We start from the raw sequence: 21,536 nt of genomic DNA on the forward strand, positions 1-21,536 counted from the left end.
GTATGAGAATTCGTTGAAACACCGCGGTTAAGGCGACGTAGATCACGGCACTAAAATTGCTGTAAGGCTTTGACGCGCAATTGTTCGAACGGTATTCTTAATGACTGTGTGCGCATTGAAGCGCCGCTTGAAACAGTTTCCATGTTTACCATGCAAGCTGTAATCACGTCAGTGAACATGTCTGCGACTGTCAGTGTCGCATATGTTTATGGGCTTGAGCTTGTATAAGTGATTCAAGCGGTTTTTCTCTAGTGCATATCCCATGTAAGTAGCTGACATGCTTATCTGGGCCATCGAGCCGGTGGAACGTGGCGTATTTTGACGGTGAGCAGCCGTGGGTGCGCTTGTGTGCCCTGGCACGACGGATCCTATATTAGACCGTATGAAGCCCGTCTTTTCTAAAGCTGGCGGGCTCTAAATGACACGGAGTTGTAGTGCCCACTATCCAGCAGCTCGTCCGTAAGGGGCGGACGTCGAAGGCCGGCAAGTCGAAGACTCCCGCCCTCAAAGGCTCCCCTCAGCGGCGCGGTGTGTGCACCCGCGTCTACACCACCACCCCAAAGAAGCCAAACTCAGCGCTCCGTAAGGTAGCCCGTGTGAAGCTTTCGAGCGGCATTGAAGTTACCGCTTACATCCCAGGTGTTGGTCACAACCTCCAGGAGCACTCAATCGTGCTCGTTCGTGGTGGTCGTGTTAAAGACCTTCCGGGTGTTCGTTACAAGGTAATCCGCGGTGCTCTCGACACCCAGGGTGTCAAGAACCGCAAGCAGGCTCGTAGCCGTTACGGCGCAAAGAAGGAGAAGAGCTGAAATGCCTCGTAAGGGTCCAGCCCCCAAGCGTCCGCTAATCGTTGACCCAGTCTACGGTTCGCCAGTTGTGACGCAGCTTATTAACAAGGTTCTTCTCGACGGCAAGAAGTCGACTGCAGAAGCTATCGTTTATGGTGCACTTGAGGGTGTACGCGAAAAGACTGACGCTGACCCAGTTGTCACGTTGAAGCGTGCTCTCGAGAACATCCGCCCTGCGCTCGAGGTTCGTTCACGTCGCGTTGGTGGTGCAACGTACCAGGTGCCAGTTGAGGTTCGTCCAGCACGTGCAACTACCCTTGCACTTCGTTGGTTGACCGACTACTCCCGCGCACGCCGCGAAAAGACGATGACAGAGCGTCTCATGAACGAGATCCTCGACGCATCGAACGGTCTCGGGGCAGCTGTTAAGCGCCGCGAGGACATGCACAAGATGGCCGAATCGAACAAGGCCTTCGCTCACTACCGCTGGTAATACTTTTAGGTGCCCCGCTCGTCGGGGCACTAGGTATACCCGCGGTGAGCGGACAATAGTCTGTTCCTATTACCAGTAAGAGGTAAGACCGTGGCACTTGACGTGCTGACCGACCTGAACAAGGTCCGTAACATCGGCATCATGGCACACATCGATGCCGGAAAAACTACCACCACTGAGCGCATCCTGTTCTACACAGGTGTGAACTACAAAATTGGTGAAACCCACGACGGTGCATCGACGATGGACTGGATGGAGCAGGAGCAGGAGCGTGGTATTACTATCACCTCAGCAGCTACCACCTGCTACTGGAAAGACAACCAGATCAACATCATTGACACACCAGGTCACGTTGACTTTACCGTTGAGGTTGAGCGTTCGCTCCGCGTTCTCGACGGTGCAGTTGCAGTGTTCGATGGTAAAGAGGGTGTTGAACCTCAGTCTGAGACCGTTTGGCGTCAGGCAGACAAGTACAACGTCCCACGTATCTGCTTCGTCAACAAGATGGACAAGCTCGGTGCAGACTTCTACTTCACCGTAAAGACCATCGTTGACCGTTTGAAGGCTAAGCCACTCGTTATTCAGCTTCCAATCGGTGCTGAGAACGACTTCATCGGTATGGTCGACTTACTTGAGATGAAAGCATACGTCTGGCACGGTGAAACCAAACTTGGTGAAGCATACGACGTTGAAGAAATCCCAGCTGACCTCGTTGAGAAGGCGAAGGAATACCGCGCCCAGCTCATCGAAGATGTTGCTGAAGCTGACGAAGCTCTTCTAGAGAAGTACCTTGGTGGCGAAGAGCTCAGCATTGCTGAGATCAAGTCGGGTATCCGTAAGCTCGTTATTGCTGGTGAAGCATTCCCTGTTCTGTGTGGTTCTGCATTCAAGAACAAGGGTGTCCAGCCGATGCTTGACGCTGTTATCGATTACTTGCCAACTCCTCTTGACGTTCCTGCTGTTGAAGGACACGCAGTTAACGATGAGGAAGTTGTTCTTTCGCGTAAGCCAAGTGCAGACGAGCCATTCTCGGCACTCGCATTCAAGGTTGCAGCTCACCCATTCTTTGGAAAGCTCACCTACGTTCGCGTGTACTCCGGAAAGGTTGCACAAGGACAGCAGGTTGTTAACTCAACAAAGGGTAAGAAAGAGCGCATCGGAAAACTCTTCCAAATGCACTCCAACAAAGAAAACCCTGTTGAAGAAGCAACCGCAGGTCACATCTATGCGTTCATCGGTTTGAAGGACACCACCACTGGTGACACCCTTTGCGACTCACAGAACCAAGTGATCCTTGAGTCAATGACCTTCCCAGAGCCAGTTATCGACGTGGCAATTGAGCCAAAGACGAAAGCTGACCAAGAGAAGCTCTCAACAGCTATCCAGAAGCTTGCTGAAGAAGACCCAACCTTCCGCGTCAAGCTTGACGAAGAAACCGGCCAGACTGTTATCGGTGGTATGGGTGAGCTTCACCTCGATATCCTCGTTGACCGTATGCGTCGTGAGTTCAAAGTCGAAGCTAACGTTGGTAAGCCACAGGTTGCATACCGCGAGACAATCCGTCGTACCGCTGAGAAGATCGATTACACGCACAAGAAGCAGACCGGTGGTTCTGGTCAGTTCGCTAAGGTGCAGGTTACTTTCGAACCTCTCGACACTGCCGAGGGTGAACTTTACGAGTTCTCCAACGAGGTTACTGGTGGACGTATCCCTCGTGAGTACATTCCTTCCGTTGACGCTGGTATCCAGGCAGCAATGGAGCAGGGTATTCTCGCTGGCTTCCCACTCGTGGGTGTTAAGGCTCGTCTTCTTGACGGTGCCTACCACGATGTTGACTCGTCAGAAATGGCGTTCAAGATTGCCGGTACCATGGTGCTCCGTGAGGGTGCCAAGCGTGCCGATCCGGTACTTCTCGAGCCAGTAATGGCTGTTGAGGTGCGTACCCCTGAGGAATACATGGGCGACGTGATTGGTGACATCAACTCACGCCGTGGAATCATCCAGTCCATGGAAGAAGCAACCGGTGTTAAGGTTGTTCGCGCACAAGTACCATTGTCAGAAATGTTCGGGTACATCGGTGACCTGCGGTCGAAGACCCAGGGTCGTGCAGTGTATTCGATGCAATTCGACAGCTACGCCGAGGTTCCTCGCGCAGTTGCCGAAGAGATCATCAAGAAGACCCGGGGCGAGTGAGTTCCCCACAGGTCGTACTGTAAAATAACAACACATCAACCTGTAGCGATCGCCGCCCCGCATATACCTATGCTCGTTCACGAGCCGGTATGTGCACGATCGGCAAAACTACCCAAGTCCCAGGAGGACCACAGTGGCGAAGGCCATTTTCGAGCGTACGAAGCCGCACGTAAACATCGGTACCATTGGTCACGTTGACCATGGTAAGACCACTCTTACTGCTGCAATCTCCAAGGTTCTGCACGACCGTTTCCCAGACGTGAACCCAGAGTTCAAGTTTGACGAGATCGACAAAGCTCCTGAAGAGAAGCAGCGTGGTATCACGATCAACATCTCGCACATTGAGTACGAGACTGACAAGCGTCACTACGCACACGTTGACGCACCTGGTCACGCTGACTACATCAAGAACATGATCACCGGTGCTGCACAGATGGATGGAGCAATCCTCGTTGTAGCAGCAACCGACGGTCCAATGGCACAGACCCGCGAGCACGTTCTTCTTGCTCGTCAGGTTGGTGTTCCTTACCTCCTCGTTGCACTCAACAAGTGCGACATGGTCGACGACGAGGAAATCCTCGAGCTCGTCGAGATGGAGGTTCGTGAACTCCTCTCAAGCCAGGGCTTCGACGGTGACAACGCTCCAGTTATCCGCGTTTCTGGTTTCCAGGCTCTTGAAGGTGACGAAAAGTGGATGAACTCTGTTGCAGAGCTCATGGAAGCAGTTGACAACAACGTTCCAGACCCAGTTCGTGACCTTGACAAGCCATTCCTCATGCCAATTGAGGACGTCTTCACCATCACCGGTCGTGGAACCGTTGTGACCGGTAAGGTTGACCGTGGTGTACTCGACGTTAACTCCGAAGTTGAGATCGTCGGTATCCGCCCAGCACAGAAGACCACTGTTACTGGTATCGAGACCTTCCACAAGCAAATGACTCAGGCTCAGGCTGGTGACAACACTGGTCTTCTTCTTCGCGGTACCAAGCGTGAAGACGTTGAGCGTGGTCAGGTTGTTGTGAAGCCAGGTTCGATCACCCCTCACACCAACTTCGAAGCACAGGTCTACATCCTTGCTAAGGACGAGGGTGGACGTCACAACCCGTTCTACTCGAACTACCGTCCACAGTTCTACTTCCGTACCACGGACGTCACCGGCGTTATCACCCTCCCAGAGGGCACCGAAATGGTTATGCCTGGCGACAACACCGAAATGTCGGTTGAGCTTATCCAGCCAATCGCTATGGAAGAGGGCCTCGGCTTCGCTATCCGTGAGGGTGGCCGCACCGTTGGTTCAGGTCGTGTAACCAAGATCGTTAAGTGATCTAATTTCACACCTAGCTTTCTAAGCTAAGGGAAGAGGGTCTCGCTTGTGCGAGGCCCTCTTCTTTTGTTGTGCCGACGTTTTATGTGGATTTTTTGTGGTGTGATCTCTGCCGTTTCGCGTGCTTGGCATTTTTGATTGTGCGGCTGCTCCTGTATGCTTGTAAGGACGAAAACCCCAACTGCCAGATGGCATGCAAGAACCCCGTGTGATCTTGGTTAAAGCGGTTGGCTTTTTACTGCATTCATGGCAGTATTGAGTAGTTGCCTGTTAACGGGCGCGATCATTAAAATATCGAACAGTGTGTTGAGCCGTGGCGTATGCCGCCATTTGTTGCGTTGAGCTCTCTGTACGGTATTTTCAGATCGAAGCCCGCGATGTAAATCGGTTGAACACAGGCAAGTAGACGTTGTGAAGGTAAGTGTCTTCTTGTTTCAAGTAGATGTTTCCTTCTCTAGATAAACGACCCGCACACAAATGTGTAGCGCATGTGTATGTCGCCTAGTGCGACACGCGCGAGCGCGGGGGTCGGACAGCTAGCGGTTCGAGAGAAGAGAGTCAGACGACGCCATGGCGGGACAGAAGATCCGCATCCGGCTCAAGTCCTACGACCACGAGGTAATCGACAGCTCGGCACGTAAGATTGTCGACACGGTTACTCGCGCTGGTGCTACGGTCGTGGGCCCGGTGCCGTTGCCAACGGAAAAGAACGTATTCGTCGTTATCCGTTCGCCTCACAAGTACAAGGACAGTCGCGAGCACTTTGAAATGCGCACGCACAAGCGGCTTATCGACATCATCGATCCAACGCCGAAGGCAGTAGATTCGCTCATGCGTCTCGACCTTCCTGCGGACGTTAACATCGAGATCAAGCTCTGAGACTGGGGGAGAAACTTAAATGACTACCCAGCAGAACGAGAAGCCAGTAAAGGCGATTCTCGGTACAAAGCTCGGCATGACCCAGGTTTGGGATGAGAACGGCCGTTTGGTTCCTGTAACTGTTGTTGCAGTTGAGCCAAATGTTGTTACTCAGGTTCGCACCGTTGAGGTTGACGGCTACGCATCCGTACAGGTTGCAACTGGCCAGATTGACCCACGCAAGGTGACCAAGCCACTCAAGGGACACTTCGAGAAGGCCGGTGTGACACCACGCCGCCACGTAACCGAGGTTCGTACCACTGACGCATCTGAGTACTCGCTCGGTCAGGAATTGACCGCAGACGTATTTGAGGCCGGAGTTAAGGTCGACGTAGTAGGTACCACTAAGGGTAAAGGTTTCGCCGGTGTTATGAAGCGTCACGGCTTCGCTGGTGTATCCGCTTCCCACGGTGCTCACCGTAACCACCGTAAGCCAGGTTCGATCGGTGGAGCTTCGACTCCATCGCGCGTATTCAAGGGCTTGCGTATGGCTGGTCGTATGGGCGCTGAGCGTCAGACCACCCAGAACCTAACCGTACACGCAGTCGATGCTGCTAAGGGCTACGTACTCGTTAAGGGTGCTGTTCCAGGTCCTAAGGGCGGCGTTGTACTCGTACGTAGCGCAGTTAAGGGAGCGTGAAAAAATGGCTGAGACCCTTACTGTTGACGTATTTGACGCAACTGGAAAGAAGACCGGTACAACCGAACTTCCAGGTGAAGTTTTTGATGTACAGGTAAACGTTCCACTTATTCACCAGGTTGTAGTTGCACAGCGTGCAGCTGCTCGCCAAGGAACACACGCAACGAAGACTCGTGCGGATGTTTCTGGTGGTGGACGTAAGCCATACAAGCAAAAGGGAACAGGTCGTGCCCGTCAGGGTTCGACTCGTGCGCCACAGTTCGCAGGTGGTGGAATCGTACACGGTCCACAGCCACGCGACTACTCGCAGCGTACCCCTAAGAAGATGAAGGCAGCAGCTCTTCGCGGTGCTCTTTCGGACCGTGCACGCGCAAACCGCGTTCACGTTATCTCCGGATTCGGCGTTGACGCTCCTTCAACTAAGAAGGCACTTGCAGCACTTTCGGCACTCTCCCTAAGCAAAGTGAACTTCGATGACGTTAAGCACGTACTCGTTGTACACGAGCGCGGCGACGAGATGACCATCAAGTCCCTGCGCAACGTTGAGTCTGTACACCTGCTTGCAGCTGACCAGCTCAACACCTACGACGTGCTTATCTCCGACGACGTGGTCTTCACCGAAGGTGCTCTTGCAGCATTCCTTCAGGGACCTAAGTCGGCTGAGCTCGACAAGGAGAACGCAAAGTGACCAACGTACAGAAGGACCCTCGCGACATCCTAGTCGCTCCCGTCCTCACGGAGAAAAGCTACGTTGGCTTCGAAGAGGGTAAATACACCTTCCTCGTAGACCCACGTACAAACAAGACCGAGATCAAGATCGCTATTGAAAAGATCTTCGATGTTAAGGTCGCCTCCGTTAACACGATCAACCGTCAGGGTAAGACCCGTCGGACCCGTTTCGGCATCGGCAAGCGCAAGAACACCAAGCGCGCGATCGTAACCCTCGCAGAGGGCTACCAGATCGACGTGTTCGGTGGAGCTGGAGCTGAAGCCGTTCGAGAGCAGATTAGGATAGATCCCCATGGGAATCCGTAAGTACAAGCCGACGACGCCAGGCCGCCGCGGCTCGAGCGTTGCCGACTTCGTCGAGATCACGCGCTCGGAGCCGGAAAAGTCCCTCGTTCGTCCGCTGACCAAGACTGGTGGACGTAACAGCTCCGGACGTATCACTACCCGCCACAAGGGTGGTGGCCACAAGCGTGCCTACCGTGTCATCGACTTCCGTCGCCATGACAAGGACGGCATTCCGGCAAAGGTCGCGCACATTGAGTACGACCCAAACCGTACCGCTCGTATCGCGCTTCTGCACTACGCAGATGGCGAAAAGCGTTACATCATTGCTCCTGAGAAATTGAAGCAGGGCGATGTCGTTGAGAACGGTGCTACCGCGGACATCAAGCCAGGTAACAACCTTCCTCTTCGTAACATCCCAACCGGTACCGTGATTCACGCTATCGAGCTTCGCCCAGGTGGTGGCGCCAAGATCGCACGATCCGCTGGTGTTTCCGTTCAGCTGGTTGCTAAGGACGGCCCATACGCTCAGTTGCGTATGCCTTCCGGTGAAATCCGCAACGTAGACGCTCGCTGCCGTGCAACCGTTGGTGAAGTTGGTAACGCAGAGCAGTCCAACATCAACTGGGGTAAAGCTGGCCGTATGCGTTGGAAGGGCGTTCGCCCAACCGTCCGCGGTGTTGCAATGAACCCAATCGACCACCCACACGGTGGTGGTGAAGGTAAGACTTCCGGTGGTCGTCACCCAGTCTCACCTTGGGGTCAGCCAGAGGGCCGTACCCGTCGTCCGAACAAACCAAGCGACAAGCTTATTGTTCGCCGTCGCCGCACCGGCAAGAAGCGCTGATAGGAGCCTGAAACAATGCCACGTAGCTTGAAGAAGGGTCCTTTCGTTGACGGCCACCTTCAGAAGAAGGTCGACGTACAGAACGAAGCTGGTACCCAAAACGTAATTAAGACCTGGTCACGTCGGTCGGTTATCACCCCCGACTTCCTAGGTCACACTTTCGCCGTGCACGACGGCCGCAAGCACGTTCCAGTGTTTGTGACCGAGTCTATGGTTGGACACAAGCTCGGTGAGTTTGCACCAACGCGGACATTCCGCGGCCACGTGAAGGACGACAAGAAGGGTCGTCGCCGCTGACCCCCGGGTCAGTTGCGATAACTCCTTCGGTCATGACGAACCAAGAAGGCAGGACAGCAATGGAAGCCATGGCGAAGGCGCGGTTCATCCGTGTCACGCCCCAGAAGGCCCGTCGCGTCGTGGATCTTATCCGTGGCAAGCAGGCCACTGAGGCCGTAGCCGTGCTCAAGTTCGCACCGCAAGCTGCGAGCGAGCCAGTACTCAAGGTCGTGCAAAGCGCGATCGCTAACGCACGGGTAATCGCCGACCGCGACAACGTAGCTTTTGACGAGACAACACTCGTTATTAAGACTGCGCTGGTTGACGAGGGACCAACGCTTAAGCGTTTCCGCCCGCGTGCTCAGGGTCGTGCAAGCCAGATCCTCAAGCGGACCAGCCACATCACTGTGGTTGTCGCTCCGGCTGACGACAAGGAAGGGGCCCGATAGTGGGACAGAAGATTCACCCGCACGGGTACCGTCTCGGTATCACCACCGACCACCGGTCGCGTTGGTTTGCCGACAGCACTAAGCCAGGCCAGCGTTACCGTGACTACGTTCGTGAGGACGTAGCCATCCGCAAGCTCATGAGCGAAGGCCTTGAGCGCGCAGGTATCGCAAAGGTCGAAATCGAACGTACACGTGACCGTGTACGTGTCGACATTCACACCGCACGCCCAGGCATCGTTATCGGTCGCCGCGGCGCTGAGGCTGACCGCATTCGCGGAGAGCTCGAAAAGCTCACCGGGAAGCAAGTTCAGCTCAACATTCTCGAAGTTAAGAACGCTGAGATTGAAGCACAGCTCGTTGCACAGGGTATCGCTGAGCAGCTCGCATCACGTGTTTCATTCCGTCGTGCAATGCGTAAGGGCATGCAGTCAGCACTTCGTGCTGGCGCAAAGGGCATCCGTGTCCAGTGCTCTGGTCGTCTCGGTGGCGCAGAAATGAGCCGTTCCGAGTTCTACCGCGAAGGTCGCGTTCCACTTCACACACTTCGCGCGAACATTGACTACGGCTTCTTTGAAGCTCGTACCACGTTCGGTCGCATCGGTGTAAAGGTGTGGATCTACAAGGGCGACATCACTGAGAAGGAATTCAACGCTCAGCAGGCTTCGCAGGCACCTCGTGCCGGCCGTGGCCGCTCTGACCGTCCTTCACGTGGTGGACGTCGTAACAACGACCGCAACAAGGGTGCCGCTGCACAGGAAGCTCCTGTAGCTGAGGCACCGGCTGAGGCAGCTGCCCCAGCCGCTGAGACCGGAACGGAGGCCTGAGCGAATGCTTATCCCGCGCAGGCTAAAGCACCGCAAGCAGCACCACCCTTCACGCTCCGGCGCATCAAAGGGCGGTAACGTTGTGACATTCGGTGACTACGGTATTCAGGCTCTCGCGCCTGCATACGTCACCAACCGTCAGATCGAAGCTGCACGTATTGCGATGACACGTCACGTTAAGCGTGGCGGTAAGGTTTGGATCAACATTTATCCAGACCGCCCACTCACCAAGAAGCCAGCCGAAACTCGTATGGGTTCCGGTAAGGGTTCACCTGAATGGTGGGTAGCTAACGTTAAGCCAGGTCGTATCGTATTCGAGTTGGCTGGAGTTCCTGAGCCTCTTGCACGCGAGGCAATGAGCCGCGCAATGCACAAGCTCCCAATGAAGTGCCGTTTCGTGGTACGCGAAGGAGGTGCTAACTGATGGCTATCGGAACTAAAGGTCTTGAAGCCAAAGAGTTGGACCTACTCGATGAAGCAGCACTCGTTGCTGAGCTCGAGAAGGCGAAGAAGGAACTTTTCAACCTGCGTTTCCAAGCGGCTTCTGGTCAGCTAGAAACACACGGACGACTCAAGGCCGTACGCCGCGACATCGCGCGGATCTACACGATCCTTCGCGAGCGTGAGCTCGGCATTCGTACTGCACCAAGCGTTAGCGAGTGAGGCTTAAATGAGCGAGAAGGTAATCGCAGAACGCCCTCAACGCAAGACGCGTCGTGGGTACGTTGTGAGTGACAAGATGGATAAAACCATCGTTGTTGAGGTAGAGGATCGCGTAAAGCACCCGCTTTACGGTAAAGTTATCCGCAGGACTAGCAAAGTGAAGGCTCACGACGAGCTGAACACTGCTGGTATCGGAGACCTCGTCCTCATCATGGAGACCCGCCCGCTGTCCGCTTCAAAGCGGTGGCGTTTGGTGGAGATCCTCGAAAAGGCCAAGTAAGTTCTTTCGCTCCGAGGGGCGGACCGCTTTGGCGGTTCGCCCCTGAGGGGTGTCTTGGGTTTACTTAGGTTGAAAAATATCCGTTCGGCAAGGCTCGTTAAAAGACGAGAACCAGCTCGACGACAGGAGTTCATTACATGATCCAGCAGGAGTCGCGACTTCGCGTTGCTGACAACACAGGTGCAAAGGAAATCCTCTGCATTCGTGTTCTCGGTGGCTCGGGCCGTCGCTACGCCGGAATCGGCGACACCATTGTCGCAACCGTCAAGGATGCTATCCCTGGCGGAAACGTTAAGAAGGGTGACGTCGTTAAGGCGGTCGTCGTCCGCACTGCCAAGGAACGTCGTCGCCCAGACGGTTCTTACATCAAGTTTGATGAGAACGCTGCAGTGATTCTCAAGAACGATGGTGAACCTCGTGGAACCCGTATCTTCGGCCCAGTTGGCCGTGAGCTGCGTGACAAGCGTTTCATGAAGATCATCTCGCTCGCTCCGGAGGTGCTCTGAAATGGCGAACATCAAAAAGGGTGACATGGTAGTAGTCATCGCTGGTAAGGGCAAAGGCGAAAAGGGCCGCGTTCTTGAGGTACTCAAGGACAGCGACCGCGTCATTGTTGAGGGAATCCGTCGCGTCACCAAGCACGTTAAGCCTGGTCAGACTGCACGCGGTGTCCGTACTGGCGGTATTGAGACCATTGAGGCTCCAATCCACATTTCTAACGTGCAGTACTACGACGAGAAAGCAAAGCGCGCTAAGCGTCTTGGTTCACGTCTTGAAGAAGTACAGCGCGATGGTCGTACCCGTGTTACTCGTGTTCGTGTAACTCGTGGTCACGGCGACGAAGAGAGGGACGTCTGATGACTCAGCCACGCCTTAAGGCACGCTACAACGCAGAGATCCGTCCGACTCTTCGTGAAGAGTTCAAGCACGAGAACGTCAACCAGGTTGGTGGCCTTGTTAAGGTCGTCGTCAACATGGGTGTCGGAGACGCTGCTAAGGACTCCAAGCTCATCGAAGGTGCGATTCGTGACCTTACTCTGATCACTGGTCAGAAGCCACAGGTAACGAAGGCTCGCAAATCTATCGCTCAGTTCAAACTGCGTGAGGGAATGCCTATCGGTGCACACGTAACGCTCCGTGGAGACCGCATGTGGGAGTTCCTCGACCGACTTACGTCGATCGCGCTTCCACGTATCCGTGACTTCCGTGGTTTGTCACCAAAGCAATTTGATGGCAACGGAAACTACACGTTCGGTTTGACCGAGCAATCGATGTTCCATGAGATCGACCCTGACTCGATCGACCGCCAGCGCGGTATGGACATCACTGTTGTGACCACCGCAAAGACCGATGAAGAGGGCCGTGCGCTCCTCAAGCACATCGGCTTCCCTTTCAAGGAGAACTGATATGGCGAAGAAGGCCCTTATCAACAAGGCCGCCGCAAAGCCTAAGTTCGCGGTTCGCGCCTACACCCGGTGCCAGAAGTGCGGTCGTCCGCACTCGGTGTACCGCAAGTTCGGACTCTGCCGTGTTTGCCTTCGTGAAATGGCACACCGCGGTGAGCTTCCCGGCGTCACGAAGAGCAGCTGGTAACAACTACGTCGTAGGTCCAGTGGGTGCTCTAAGCAAACTAGCTGGATACCCCGACGAGGAAGGGCAAGAAGCCCAATGACAATGACCGACCCGATCGCAGACATGCTTACGCGTCTGCGGAACGCGAATTCGGCTTACCACGAGACGGTAACCATGCCCTCGTCAAAGCTGAAGTCGAACATTGCAGACATTTTGAAGGCTGAAGGATACATCAAGGGTTGGACGGTCGAGGATGCCGCTGTAGGCAAGAACCTCGTTCTCGAACTCAAGTTTGGTCCAAACCGCGAGCGTTCCCTTGCAGGCGTCCGCCGCATCTCAAAGCCAGGTCTGCGTGTATACGCAAAGTCCACCAACCTGCCAAAGGTTCGCGGAGGCCTTGGCGTGGCAATTTTGTCCACGTCTTCCGGTCTTCTCACCGACAAGCAGGCAGCACAGAAGGGCGTGGGTGGGGAAGTCCTCGCCTACGTCTGGTAATCGGAAAGGAGAGATACTCATGTCACGTATCGGTAAACTTCCTATTCCGGTTCCTGCTGGTGTAGACGTATCGATCAGCGGTGCACTTGTGACTGTTAAGGGCCCTAAGGGAACCCTTGAGCACGTTGTGCCTGCTCCAATTGAAATCGCTCGTAACGAAGATGGCACCATCACTGTGAGCCGTCCAAACGACGAGCGTGAGTCACGTGCATTGCACGGACTGACTCGTACTCTTATTGCAAACATCATCACCGGTGTTACGCAGGGATACGAGAAGAAGCTCGAAATCGTTGGTACTGGTTACCGTGTAACCGCAAAGGGCCAGGACCTTGAGTTCGCTCTTGGTTTCTCGCACCCAGTAATCATTTCGGCTCCTGAAGGCATCACTTTTGCTGTTGAAAGCCCAACCAAGTTCTCGGTTGCTGGCATCGACAAGCAGAAGGTTGGCGAGGCTGCTGCGAACATTCGCAAGCTGCGTAAGCCAGAGCCTTACAAGGGCAAGGGTGTGCGCTACGCCGGCGAAAACGTCCGCCGCAAGGCTGGAAAGGCTGGTAAGTAACGATGGCTCTCAAGGTTTTGGGCAAAGGCAAGGCGGTTTCTCGTCAGCGTCGTCACGTTCGTCTTCGCAAGAAGATCCGTGGAAATGCTGTACGTCCACGCCTCGTAGTGACGCGTTCAAGCCGTCACATGGTCGCTCAGGTTGTCGACGACACCGTTGGCAAGACTCTGGTATCTGCTTCCACCCTCGAGGTCGACATTCGCGCCCTCGATGGAGACAAGACTGCAAAGGCTCGCAAGGTCGGCGAACTTATCGCTGAGCGTGCAAAGTCTGCAGGCATTGACGCGGTTGTATTCGACCGTGGCGGAAACAAGTACCACGGCCGAGTGGCAGCAGTTGCTGACGGCGCCCGTGAAGGCGGTCTGGCACTGTGATGACCACTTCCGTTTCGAAGCAAAGGACACTCTGATGGCTGCAGGGCAGCGCAACACTGGCGCACCCACGGGTGGCGCCAACGAGCAGAACGAACGCCGTAACAGCCGCGGTCGCGGTGAAGGCGGACGTCGTGGTGACGCAGCTGAGAAGAGCGCTTTCGTAGAGCGCGTTGTCACCATCAACCGTGTAGCTAAGGTCGTAAAGGGTGGACGTCGTTTCTCCTTCACCGCACTTGTTGTGGTTGGAGACGGCGACGGCACCGTCGGCGTTGGCTACGGTAAAGCAAAGGAAGTTCCTGCAGCTATTGCTAAGGGCGTTGAGGAAGCGAAGAAGAACTTCTTCCGCGTTCCACGCGTTCAGGGAACAATTCCTCACCCAGTACAGGGCGAAGAAGCAGCAGGTGTAGTGTTCCTACGCCCAGCAGCACCTGGTACCGGTGTTATCGCCGGTGGTCCAGTTCGTGCCGTACTTGAGTGCGCTGGTATCCACGACGTACTTTCCAAGTCACTTGGTTCTTCAAACGCAATCAACATCGTTCACGCGACTGTTGCAGCATTGCGTGGTCTTGAAGAGCCAGCAGCTGTTGCAGCACGCCGTGGCCTGCCGCTCGAAGATGTTGCTCCGGCAGCTCTTCTTCGCGCACAGGCTGAGGGCATTGCCGCTAAGGCAACAGAGGTAGGTGCGTAATGGCCAATCTCAAGGTAACCCAAGTCAAGTCCGTTATTGGTGGCAAGCAGAACCAGCGTGACACGCTACGTACTCTTGGTCTCAAGCGCATCGGTGCAACCGTTGTGAAAGAAGACCGCCCAGAGGTTCGTGGCATGATCGCGACTGTGGCTCACCTTGTCACGGTCGAGGAGGTTGACTGATCATGGCCGAAAAGAAGGCTGAAGAGGTAGTCGAGGCAGCAGCTGAGACCACCGAAAAGAAGGCTCCTGCTAAAAAAGCAGCAGCTAAGAAGCCAGCAGCTAAAAAAGCTCCTGCGAAGAAGGAAGAAGTTCAGGAAGCGGCTGCAGGCCCAGCTTTGAAACTTCACCACCTTCGTCCGGCTCCTGGTGCTAAAACCGCTAAGACCCGTGTTGGTCGTGGTGAAGCATCCAAGGGTAAGACTGCTGGTCGTGGTACCAAGGGTACGAAGGCTCGTTACCAGGTTCCACAGCGCTTTGAGGGTGGCCAAATGCCACTTCACATGCGTCTTCCAAAACTTCGTGGCTTCAAGAACCCATTCCGTGTTGAGTTCCAGGTAGTTAACTTGGACAAGCTCGAGCAGCTTTACCCTCAGGGTGGAGCCGTAACGGTTGCGGATCTTGTTGCTAAGGGTGCTGTCCGTAAGGGTCACCCAGTCAAGGTTCTTGGAACTGGTTCTGTTTCCGTCAAGCTTGAGGTTGCAGTTGATGCAGTTTCTGGCTCTGCTAAGGAGAAAATCCTTGCAGCAGGCGGATCAGTTTCCGACAACTGAGTTTCTCAGATAAGACTGGGGTCAACGTTCGCGCGTTGACCCCAGTTTTTGTATATGGGTTGTCGTAACCTTGTTTGTGGATTTCTTTATTAGTCCTTGAACAGATAAGGTATCTTCGTTATCGGTTTGTCTGGTTGTAACGTGTGTTCGCTCTGCAGATTATGTATAGAGGGGACTATCGTTGACTGGTGGGTCCGGTAGTGACTAGCAAGGACTGAGACAATGTGACGTCAGAGCGTGTTAAACGCTCGTTTTCTTTTGAGTTGTTCTTAAAAGAAGAATCGTATAGCCGCAACTGCGGTGGAACACCGTAGATGTGGTTCAGGAGGACTAGGTGCTAAGCGGATTCGCACGGGCGTTCAGGACGCCCGACCTACGCAGTAAGTTGTTGTTTACTATCGGCATTATTGTGCTGTATCGAATTGGCTCCCATGTGCCTGCGCCTGGAGTGTCATATACGAACATTCAACAATGTCTTGCCGCAAATGAAGACAACTCACTGTTAGGCATTGTGAATCTTTTCAGTGGTGGCGCACTGCTCCAACTGTCTATTTTTGCGCTGGGTATCATGCCGTACATTACGGCGAGCATCATTATCCAGTTGCTTCGCGTTGTTATTCCACGTTTTGAGGCTTTGCATAAAGAAGGCCAAACAGGAACTGCGAAACTGACGCAGTACACCCGTTACCTCACTATTGGTTTGGGTCTGCTTCAGGCAACAACCTTTGTGACGATGGCACGTACTGGTGCCCTATTGCCGGGCTGTAACCCAATTCCTGACGAGTCGATTATGACGTCAGTGTTTATCATCCTTACGATGACTGCTGGTACTGGTCTGATTATGTGGCTTGGTGAGCAGATCACTGAACGCGGTGTCGGTAACGGTATGTCGCTGTTGATCTTCATCTCTATCGCTGCATCGTTCCCTGGTGCATTGTGGTCGATTGCTAAGGGCAGCGGCGGTCTTGCTAAGTTCATTACCGTTGTTCTTGTTGCGTTCATTGTTATTGCGCTCGTGGTCTTTGTTGAGCAGTCTCAACGTCGCATTCCGGTTCAGTACGCTAAGCGTATGGTGGGCCGTAAAGTTTATGGCGGATCCAGCACCTATATTCCAATCAAGGTGAACATGGCTGGTGTTATCCCAGTTATCTTCGCTTCGTCGATTCTCTCGGTTCCTATGCTCATCGCTCAGTTTGCGAATTATGAAGCTGACTGGGTGAAGTGGGTGCAAAACAATATTGCAGACCCGACAGCGCCACTGCACTTGGTTTTGTATGTCACGATGATTATTTTCTTCTGCTTCTTCTATACGGCAATTACATTTAACCCAGATGAGGTTGCGGACAACATGAAGAAGTATGGAGGATTTATTCCAGGGATCCGCGCTGGACGACCTACAGCCGATTACTTGAACTATGTGATCACACGTGTGACCTCCGCTGGTTCTGTCTACCTAGCGCTTGTTGCGCTTATCCCAACGGTTGCGTTTATCGCCCTTGGAGTGAACAGCAACATTCCATTTGGTGGAACATCAATCTTGATTATCGTTGGTGTTGGTCTTGATACTGTCAAGCAAATTGATTCCCAACTCCAACAGCGTCACTATGAAGGGTTGCTCAAATGAGCGTACGTATAGTTTTGTTGGGCCCTCCCGGGGCAGGTAAGGGCACACAAGCTGCTCGCCTTGCGGAGAAGTTAGGGGTTGAAGCGATTTCAACCGGTGACATCTTCCGCGCCAACATCAAAGGTGAAACAGAGTTGGGTAAGCTCGCACAGGAATACACTTCCCGTGGCGAACTTGTGCCAGACTCAGTCACCAACGCGATGGTTCGCGACAAACTCGCCTCAAAAATTGATGGTGATGCGCAGACTTTAGGGTTCATCCTTGACGGATACCCACGTAACGTTGCGCAAGTTGAAGAACTAGATGCAATCCTTTCCGAATTCGGTGTTGCTCTTGATGGCGCAGTTGAGATTACTGCTGACGGAGATATCGTTACTGAGCGTTTGTTGAAGCGCGCAGAAATTGAAGGCCGCGCAGACGACACAGAACCTGTTATCCGTCACCGCCTAGCCGTATACGCAGAGCAGACAGCACCAATTTCAGCTGTGTACGCACAACGCTCGGCTTTAGTGCAAGTAGATGGCATCGGTGACGTTGATGAGGTTACTGACCGTTTATTGGCTGCACTTGAGTCATTCGACGACCAATAATTAGTGTGGCGGTATCGGGATATGTGGAGACGTAATCGCGTCGAGATAAAATCCCGCGAGCAGATGCGCACTATGCGTGTCGCCGGTTTGATCGTTGCACAAGCTTTAGCTGAAGTCCGGGACGTTATTCGTCCCGGACTTTCGCTTGTCCAGATCAACGAACTCGCGGACACAGTCATTCGTGACAACAATGCAACCCCCTCATTTTTTGGGTATGAGGGTTTCCCTGCTTCAGTGTGCATTTCTGTTAACGAGCAAGTCATTCATGGCATACCCACTGAACGGAAATTACGTGACGGGGATGTTGTATCAATAGATTGCGGAGCTCATGTAGATGGGTGGCATGCTGATTCAGCGGCTACTTTTCTCGTTGGAGAGCCGCTGCAACCGCACACCCACGATCTTATTGAGGTAACTCGCTCGGCTATGTGGTCGGGTATCGCCGCAATGGATTCAGCCCGTTATGTGCGTGACATCGGTGGGGCCATTGAATCGACTATCGAACAGGCAAACGAACTACATAAAGTTGAATTTGGGATAGTTGAAGATTATGTGGGGCATGGCATCGGGTCGGCGCTGCATCAAGCACCAGATGTCGTAAATTTTTGGGTCCGTGAGAAGGGCCCTCGTCTTAAACCTGGATTGTGTTTAGCGATAGAGCCGATGGTGACTTTGGGTTCGGCTGAATGTGATGTACTTGATGACTCGTGGACTGTTGTTACTCGTGACGGTTCGCTTTCTGCCCATTGGGAGCACACTGTTGCACTGTTAGACGACGGCATATGCGTGTTGACTGCACAGGATGGCGGAAAAGCCGAACTGGCTGACTATGGAATTGTTGTAAGCGAACCATAACGCCGTGACGTGGGCTAATGCGCGAAGCACGCGTAGCGCTTTGTGATTGCCGCGGGTTAAAAGCGCTTTAAAGTGTTCACGGCCCTCCATAAGCGTGATATTTACTCTTGAAGTGGACAAAAATGTTCGCTTACTTGAGAGGTGTAGTCACAATGGTGCATTTTGGTTCTGAAGGCCCGAGAACGCAGAGTGCATTGGACCGGCCGTACTCATACAGCGGGGGAGTCCACGCGGGGCAGAAGAGAATCCTTAAGAGATTAGCTGAGGTTCGTCAATTAACTGTCGTGCGTGGTCCTAGTGGGTTCCTTAAAGGGCAACTTGCAAGCGCTTGGCTAGAGCACCTTGAACGCGAGGGGTTCATGGTGTGTTGGCTGACGTCAACATCGCGTGAATTAACGGCTGCTCATCAAGACCAAGATCAAGATGAAGGATTTTCGTATTGGTTAGACGTCACGAAAGAGAATTTTCGTGACACTGCGCGACGGACAGAAATGTACAGGTCTGGTGTTTCGCCTGATCACTTAGCCGTGCATGCTGATGAGAATGTCTTTGCGTTAAGTGAGGTGCTTGCAGAACCTGTCATAGATTCTTCTGTTCACGCGCACAACCTTTTGCATTTGGTTCCTTCGGATAAAAGTGCCGAAGCAGATGAGCGCCTACTACAAGAAGATAAGCAGGCGAATCTTGTAGGGTCTGAGGCTTTTGCGCCAGACGCGGGTTGGGCTCTTGACCCGCCGGACTTTTCTGTAGAGCAAACGGCGTTGAACATTATTGAAGCAATTCGTCGACATGTTCGAGAGAGCGCACGAGGAGACTCTTCAGCTACTACAGGTCGTAGTTCGAAGACTGAATCGGTTTCACCTGAATCTTTTTCTGCACGTCAGTATGTGGAACGTACGGAAATAGGCGATGAAGAACTACAGCAGGCTGTACAGGATTTGGCGGCTGATCTGCAGCATGTAGACCGTAAGATCATGGTGGTTCTTGATGGTCACGCTGATGCGTTGCCACGATCGATGTTTTTTGGTCGGTTCGTGTGGGGGTTGCTGAAACATGCTCCACACGTTCATGTGTTAGCCCTCAACAGGGGTGCTACTCAGCTTGAGTCCGTGCTGCCGGCTCTTGTGCGTGCCACTGTGATCACTCCTAATGAGTTGCGTGTTACAGCGCAAGAAATTCGGGTTGAAGCGAGTAGTCGTGGAATTGAACTGTCTGAAGCTGAGGCAGAGGATATTTGCCGCACCACGATGGGGTGGCCTGCGCTGACTTCAATTTTGGCTGCGCAAGTAGTGCGCGATCCTAGCGGTGTCTTGTCGTACGATCTTGGGCTGCCGAGTGCTGTGCAGTTTTTTCAAGAGAGCTTTAGTGCAGATCCTAAAGATTTAGGGGTGTCGTTGCTGTTGTCCTTGACGCCCTTTACGCAGTTTGGTGTTCACGATGCGATAGCTATGTTGCGTTCTGTGCACGCTGATTTGCCTACGTTGCTCAGCAAGCTAGTTGGCAGGGAATTGAGCAAGCGAGAATGGAGCGTTGTTACGCAGCCTAAATCAGAGCAGGAAGTGCGTGCAGCATTAACTTCTTTGCGGTCTTATGGGGCTGTGGTGCCGGTGTCTACGGCCGGTGAGGAAGTGGAGTATTCGCTCGCTCCAATAATCCGGTGGTCGGTTGCTGCTTTGTTTGAAGAATTTGACGATCCGATTGTCTGTAGTTTTTATGAATCTGCGGCGCAGCGTCTTTTAGATTCGGATGATGTGTTGGGCGCTTTGCGGGTAGCGGCTGAGGGAAAGTGCTGGCAGCTGTTTGCTCGTATTGTGGAGCAGTTGTGGTGGGTGGTGTTGGAATATGATCATCCAGCACTTGCTGTGCTGATCGATAAGGTTCCTCAGGAGATAGTGTCGTCCGATCCGCGACTTGCTGTGTTGAAATCCGCGATGGCTGCTTGGCAAAGTCGACGTAGCGGGAATGTGGAACGTCGTAGTCAGCGCGTGACTCTTTTGGAGCAGTTGTTGGGTGGGGGTGCACGCGCAACAGCGTATTTTGATGATCGGGTTTTGGATGCTGTAACGCCAGAGAATCGTCCTGAGCTTGTGAGGGTTTTGGTTGAGTGGGGGCTGTCGAGGTTTTTGATTGGCGAGTTAGAGGAAGCCGGGACTGCTTTTGAACGTACTTCGTATGAGTTGAAGCGGATTCCTGCCCCGGAAGAAAGCGAAGTGCGCAGTGCTGTTGTGTATCGTGCCGCAGTAAAGCTGGTGCGAGGGCACTGTGATGAGGTTGCTGAGGCGTTGCCTGATATTGATGAGGCCGTTGCAGGTTCTGATGTTGTGCTGAGCGAGGTCGCTACAGTTGTGCGTGGTTGGTATCGGGCGTCGATTTTGGAGCATTGTGATTGCGGCGGCCATGGTGCTGCGTTGGGTGGCGATGAAGCCCATATGAATCCGATTAGCGCGATACGTTTTACGTCGCATAATTTGTGTGCGATGAGGGCGGGTACTCAGAGGCAAGCTCTTGAGCATATTGGTCGGATTCTTGCGCAGATGCCGAAAAGCCCGACATACAATTTGGTGATTGCCTTATTGACGGAAGCTCGTATTCATCTTTTGTTGTCGATCGGGCATTTGCAGGATGCACGTGTTGAGTTGCGAAAGTTGGATTCTGGTAGCCCATATTTTCTTGAGGCTAGGGCGAGAGAAATGTACTTGTCTGGGAATTTTGATGAGGCGTCAACTTTTACTCGCGTAGCGTTGGAGTCTAAGCCGATTTCTATTCGGATCCGTCTTGCGTTGTTGACGTTGCGGGCGGCTGCTGAGCATGAGCTGAAACGGGAAGATACGGTTGTGGAGCTTTTGCGGCAGGCTGAAGATATCTCGTTGCAAACTCATATGACGTTGTATTTTGCGATGCTCCCGCAAACGACGTTGCAGGATTTTCGGAAACTGAGTTCTCGTTTTGCCGATATTTATCCTGAAGATCAGCCCGGTTTTGTTATGCCTTTTGATAGCCCTTCGCGTCCAGATTTGTTGTCGGTGAAGGAACGTGAAGTGCTTGTTGCTTTAGGTAAGACCTCAACGATTGCTGGTACAGCAAAGGAGCTTTTTCTTGGGGTAAACACTGTGAAAACTCACTTGCGTAATATTTATCGAAAGTTGGATGTTCATAATATTGCGGAAGCAATTGAGCGCGGTATCGAGTTGGGAATTATTGAGCGGACCTGAGGTTTTAGAAGAGGTGTGGTTGGTTGCTCATCTAATCTAACCTTCACCCTCACCCCAAGTTCATCTCGATCTGGGCGGTGAGTATTCCC

The 21,536-nt window shown here is 53.4% G+C and carries 29 protein-coding genes; all 29 read left to right on the forward strand.

All coding sequences use genetic code 11. From position 1 onward, the window contains the following. Positions 1-434: 434 nt before the first annotated feature. The 29 genes from rpsL (at position 435) to ACR9EC_RS11805 (ending at position 21,447) form a co-directional block, all read left to right on the forward strand. Positions 435-809, forward strand: coding sequence for a 30S ribosomal protein S12 (gene rpsL / locus ACR9EC_RS11665; protein WP_198732584.1), 375 nt, complete (start codon positions 435-437; stop codon positions 807-809). 1 nt (position 810) lies between these two features. Continuing rightward, on the forward strand, positions 811-1,281 hold the full coding sequence (rpsG, locus tag ACR9EC_RS11670) for a 30S ribosomal protein S7 (protein ID WP_435299386.1): 471 nt from the start codon (positions 811-813) through the stop codon (positions 1,279-1,281). A 90-nt stretch (positions 1,282-1,371) separates the two neighbouring features. After that, a complete protein-coding gene (gene fusA, locus ACR9EC_RS11675; RefSeq protein WP_435299387.1) occupies positions 1,372-3,474 on the forward strand; it encodes an elongation factor G in 2,103 nt (700 codons plus the stop codon). Between the two features lie 133 nt (positions 3,475-3,607). After that, positions 3,608-4,798 (forward strand): elongation factor Tu, encoded by a 1,191-nt coding sequence (gene tuf, locus ACR9EC_RS11680; protein ID WP_435299388.1) that lies wholly within the window; start codon positions 3,608-3,610, stop codon positions 4,796-4,798. A gap of 570 nt (positions 4,799-5,368) precedes the next feature. Next, positions 5,369-5,677 carry a 30S ribosomal protein S10 gene (gene rpsJ, locus ACR9EC_RS11685; protein WP_019146773.1) on the forward strand — a complete coding sequence of 103 codons (309 nt, stop codon included), beginning with the start codon at positions 5,369-5,371 and terminating at the stop codon, positions 5,675-5,677. Positions 5,678-5,696: 19 nt separating this feature from the next. Then, positions 5,697-6,356: a 50S ribosomal protein L3 gene (gene rplC, locus ACR9EC_RS11690; protein ID WP_435299389.1), complete on the forward strand. Its 660-nt coding sequence runs from the start codon at positions 5,697-5,699 to the stop codon at positions 6,354-6,356. Positions 6,357-6,360: 4 nt separating this feature from the next. Continuing rightward, positions 6,361-7,044 (forward strand): 50S ribosomal protein L4, encoded by a 684-nt coding sequence (rplD, locus tag ACR9EC_RS11695; protein ID WP_435299390.1) that lies wholly within the window; start codon positions 6,361-6,363, stop codon positions 7,042-7,044. Continuing rightward, positions 7,041-7,391 carry a 50S ribosomal protein L23 gene (gene rplW / locus ACR9EC_RS11700; protein ID WP_435299391.1) on the forward strand — a complete coding sequence of 117 codons (351 nt, stop codon included), beginning with the start codon at positions 7,041-7,043 and terminating at the stop codon, positions 7,389-7,391. Before rplD ends, rplW begins: the two co-directional genes overlap by 4 nt. Next, entirely contained in the window at positions 7,378-8,214 is an 837-nt protein-coding gene (gene rplB, locus ACR9EC_RS11705; RefSeq protein WP_435299392.1) for a 50S ribosomal protein L2, read from the forward strand. The genes rplW and rplB overlap by 14 nt, the downstream gene beginning before the upstream one ends. Before the next feature lie 15 nt (positions 8,215-8,229). After that, positions 8,230-8,511 (forward strand): 30S ribosomal protein S19, encoded by a 282-nt coding sequence (gene rpsS / locus ACR9EC_RS11710; protein WP_435299393.1) that lies wholly within the window; start codon positions 8,230-8,232, stop codon positions 8,509-8,511. A 59-nt stretch (positions 8,512-8,570) separates the two neighbouring features. Next, a complete protein-coding gene (gene rplV, locus ACR9EC_RS11715; protein ID WP_435300659.1) occupies positions 8,571-8,939 on the forward strand; it encodes a 50S ribosomal protein L22 in 369 nt (122 codons plus the stop codon). Beyond that, on the forward strand, positions 8,939-9,763 hold the full coding sequence (rpsC, locus tag ACR9EC_RS11720; protein ID WP_435299394.1) for a 30S ribosomal protein S3: 825 nt from the start codon (positions 8,939-8,941) through the stop codon (positions 9,761-9,763). The genes rplV and rpsC overlap by 1 nt, the downstream gene beginning before the upstream one ends. A gap of 4 nt (positions 9,764-9,767) precedes the next feature. Further along, positions 9,768-10,187: a 50S ribosomal protein L16 gene (rplP, locus tag ACR9EC_RS11725; RefSeq protein ID WP_435299395.1), complete on the forward strand. Its 420-nt coding sequence runs from the start codon at positions 9,768-9,770 to the stop codon at positions 10,185-10,187. After that, positions 10,187-10,426, forward strand: a complete 240-nt coding sequence (gene rpmC / locus ACR9EC_RS11730; RefSeq protein ID WP_435299396.1) for a 50S ribosomal protein L29 — start codon at positions 10,187-10,189, stop codon at positions 10,424-10,426. The genes rplP and rpmC overlap by 1 nt, the downstream gene beginning before the upstream one ends. A 7-nt stretch (positions 10,427-10,433) precedes the next feature. Further along, positions 10,434-10,706: a 30S ribosomal protein S17 gene (rpsQ, locus tag ACR9EC_RS11735; RefSeq protein ID WP_435299397.1), complete on the forward strand. Its 273-nt coding sequence runs from the start codon at positions 10,434-10,436 to the stop codon at positions 10,704-10,706. 137 nt (positions 10,707-10,843) lie between these two features. Beyond that, positions 10,844-11,212, forward strand: a complete 369-nt coding sequence (rplN, locus tag ACR9EC_RS11740) for a 50S ribosomal protein L14 (protein ID WP_013837848.1) — start codon at positions 10,844-10,846, stop codon at positions 11,210-11,212. A 1-nt stretch (position 11,213) separates the two neighbouring features. Then, on the forward strand, positions 11,214-11,564 hold the full coding sequence (gene rplX, locus ACR9EC_RS11745; RefSeq protein WP_435299398.1) for a 50S ribosomal protein L24: 351 nt from the start codon (positions 11,214-11,216) through the stop codon (positions 11,562-11,564). After that, entirely contained in the window at positions 11,564-12,112 is a 549-nt protein-coding gene (gene rplE, locus ACR9EC_RS11750) for a 50S ribosomal protein L5 (protein WP_435299399.1), read from the forward strand. The genes rplX and rplE overlap by 1 nt, the downstream gene beginning before the upstream one ends. A gap of 1 nt (position 12,113) precedes the next feature. Continuing rightward, positions 12,114-12,299, forward strand: coding sequence for a type Z 30S ribosomal protein S14 (locus ACR9EC_RS11755; RefSeq protein ID WP_019146759.1), 186 nt, complete (start codon positions 12,114-12,116; stop codon positions 12,297-12,299). A gap of 75 nt (positions 12,300-12,374) precedes the next feature. Continuing rightward, entirely contained in the window at positions 12,375-12,773 is a 399-nt protein-coding gene (gene rpsH / locus ACR9EC_RS11760) for a 30S ribosomal protein S8 (protein WP_435299400.1), read from the forward strand. A 19-nt stretch (positions 12,774-12,792) separates the two neighbouring features. Beyond that, positions 12,793-13,332 carry a 50S ribosomal protein L6 gene (gene rplF, locus ACR9EC_RS11765; protein WP_435299401.1) on the forward strand — a complete coding sequence of 180 codons (540 nt, stop codon included), beginning with the start codon at positions 12,793-12,795 and terminating at the stop codon, positions 13,330-13,332. A gap of 2 nt (positions 13,333-13,334) precedes the next feature. Next, the gene (gene rplR / locus ACR9EC_RS11770) at positions 13,335-13,706 is read left to right on the forward strand and encodes a 50S ribosomal protein L18 (protein ID WP_435299402.1); all 372 of its coding nucleotides are present in this window, start codon (positions 13,335-13,337) and stop codon (positions 13,704-13,706) included. 34 nt (positions 13,707-13,740) lie between these two features. Next, entirely contained in the window at positions 13,741-14,394 is a 654-nt protein-coding gene (gene rpsE / locus ACR9EC_RS11775) for a 30S ribosomal protein S5 (RefSeq protein ID WP_435299403.1), read from the forward strand. Next, positions 14,394-14,576, forward strand: coding sequence for a 50S ribosomal protein L30 (gene rpmD, locus ACR9EC_RS11780; protein ID WP_435299404.1), 183 nt, complete (start codon positions 14,394-14,396; stop codon positions 14,574-14,576). Before rpsE ends, rpmD begins: the two co-directional genes overlap by 1 nt. A 2-nt stretch (positions 14,577-14,578) precedes the next feature. Further along, positions 14,579-15,166, forward strand: a complete 588-nt coding sequence (gene rplO, locus ACR9EC_RS11785) for a 50S ribosomal protein L15 (protein ID WP_435299405.1) — start codon at positions 14,579-14,581, stop codon at positions 15,164-15,166. Positions 15,167-15,500: 334 nt separating this feature from the next. Beyond that, positions 15,501-16,790 carry a preprotein translocase subunit SecY gene (gene secY / locus ACR9EC_RS11790; RefSeq protein ID WP_435299406.1) on the forward strand — a complete coding sequence of 430 codons (1,290 nt, stop codon included), beginning with the start codon at positions 15,501-15,503 and terminating at the stop codon, positions 16,788-16,790. Further along, positions 16,787-17,380, forward strand: coding sequence for an adenylate kinase (locus ACR9EC_RS11795; RefSeq protein ID WP_435299407.1), 594 nt, complete (start codon positions 16,787-16,789; stop codon positions 17,378-17,380). The genes secY and ACR9EC_RS11795 overlap by 4 nt, the downstream gene beginning before the upstream one ends. A 21-nt stretch (positions 17,381-17,401) precedes the next feature. Then, positions 17,402-18,235 (forward strand): type I methionyl aminopeptidase, encoded by an 834-nt coding sequence (gene map / locus ACR9EC_RS11800; RefSeq protein ID WP_435299408.1) that lies wholly within the window; start codon positions 17,402-17,404, stop codon positions 18,233-18,235. A gap of 284 nt (positions 18,236-18,519) precedes the next feature. Then, positions 18,520-21,447: a LuxR C-terminal-related transcriptional regulator gene (locus tag ACR9EC_RS11805; RefSeq protein ID WP_435299409.1), complete on the forward strand. Its 2,928-nt coding sequence runs from the start codon at positions 18,520-18,522 to the stop codon at positions 21,445-21,447. The last annotated feature ends 89 nt before the right edge of the window (positions 21,448-21,536 follow it).

This window comes from Timonella sp. A28, assembly GCF_051200815.1.
GTDB lineage: Bacteria > Actinomycetota > Actinomycetes > Actinomycetales > Cellulomonadaceae > Timonella.

Excerpts from the sequence above, each read along its gene's own strand:
- rplD (WP_435299390.1), top strand. The coding sequence starts at position 6,361 with ATGGCTGAGACCCTTACTGTTGACGTATTTGACGCAACTGGAAAGAAG.
- rplV (WP_435300659.1), top strand. The coding sequence starts at position 8,571 with ATGGAAGCCATGGCGAAGGCGCGGTTCATCCGTGTCACGCCCCAGAAG.
- ACR9EC_RS11755 (WP_019146759.1), top strand. The coding sequence starts at position 12,114 with ATGGCGAAGAAGGCCCTTATCAACAAGGCCGCCGCAAAGCCTAAGTTC.
- rpsS (WP_435299393.1), top strand. The coding sequence starts at position 8,230 with ATGCCACGTAGCTTGAAGAAGGGTCCTTTCGTTGACGGCCACCTTCAG.
- rpmC (WP_435299396.1), top strand. The coding sequence starts at position 10,187 with ATGGCTATCGGAACTAAAGGTCTTGAAGCCAAAGAGTTGGACCTACTC.
- rpsH (WP_435299400.1), top strand. The coding sequence starts at position 12,375 with ATGACAATGACCGACCCGATCGCAGACATGCTTACGCGTCTGCGGAAC.
- rplO (WP_435299405.1), top strand. The coding sequence starts at position 14,579 with ATGGCCGAAAAGAAGGCTGAAGAGGTAGTCGAGGCAGCAGCTGAGACC.
- rplC (WP_435299389.1), top strand. The coding sequence starts at position 5,697 with ATGACTACCCAGCAGAACGAGAAGCCAGTAAAGGCGATTCTCGGTACA.
- map (WP_435299408.1), top strand. The coding sequence starts at position 17,402 with ATGTGGAGACGTAATCGCGTCGAGATAAAATCCCGCGAGCAGATGCGC.
- rplX (WP_435299398.1), top strand. The coding sequence starts at position 11,214 with ATGGCGAACATCAAAAAGGGTGACATGGTAGTAGTCATCGCTGGTAAG.
- rplR (WP_435299402.1), top strand. The coding sequence starts at position 13,335 with ATGGCTCTCAAGGTTTTGGGCAAAGGCAAGGCGGTTTCTCGTCAGCGT.
- rpsJ (WP_019146773.1), top strand. The coding sequence starts at position 5,369 with ATGGCGGGACAGAAGATCCGCATCCGGCTCAAGTCCTACGACCACGAG.
- rplN (WP_013837848.1), top strand. The coding sequence starts at position 10,844 with ATGATCCAGCAGGAGTCGCGACTTCGCGTTGCTGACAACACAGGTGCA.
- rpmD (WP_435299404.1), top strand. The coding sequence starts at position 14,394 with ATGGCCAATCTCAAGGTAACCCAAGTCAAGTCCGTTATTGGTGGCAAG.
- rpsE (WP_435299403.1), top strand. The coding sequence starts at position 13,741 with ATGGCTGCAGGGCAGCGCAACACTGGCGCACCCACGGGTGGCGCCAAC.
- rplB (WP_435299392.1), top strand. The coding sequence starts at position 7,378 with ATGGGAATCCGTAAGTACAAGCCGACGACGCCAGGCCGCCGCGGCTCG.
- rplP (WP_435299395.1), top strand. The coding sequence starts at position 9,768 with ATGCTTATCCCGCGCAGGCTAAAGCACCGCAAGCAGCACCACCCTTCA.
- rplF (WP_435299401.1), top strand. The coding sequence starts at position 12,793 with ATGTCACGTATCGGTAAACTTCCTATTCCGGTTCCTGCTGGTGTAGAC.
- rpsQ (WP_435299397.1), top strand. The coding sequence starts at position 10,434 with ATGAGCGAGAAGGTAATCGCAGAACGCCCTCAACGCAAGACGCGTCGT.
- ACR9EC_RS11795 (WP_435299407.1), top strand. The coding sequence starts at position 16,787 with ATGAGCGTACGTATAGTTTTGTTGGGCCCTCCCGGGGCAGGTAAGGGC.
- rplE (WP_435299399.1), top strand. The coding sequence starts at position 11,564 with ATGACTCAGCCACGCCTTAAGGCACGCTACAACGCAGAGATCCGTCCG.
- rpsG (WP_435299386.1), top strand. The coding sequence starts at position 811 with ATGCCTCGTAAGGGTCCAGCCCCCAAGCGTCCGCTAATCGTTGACCCA.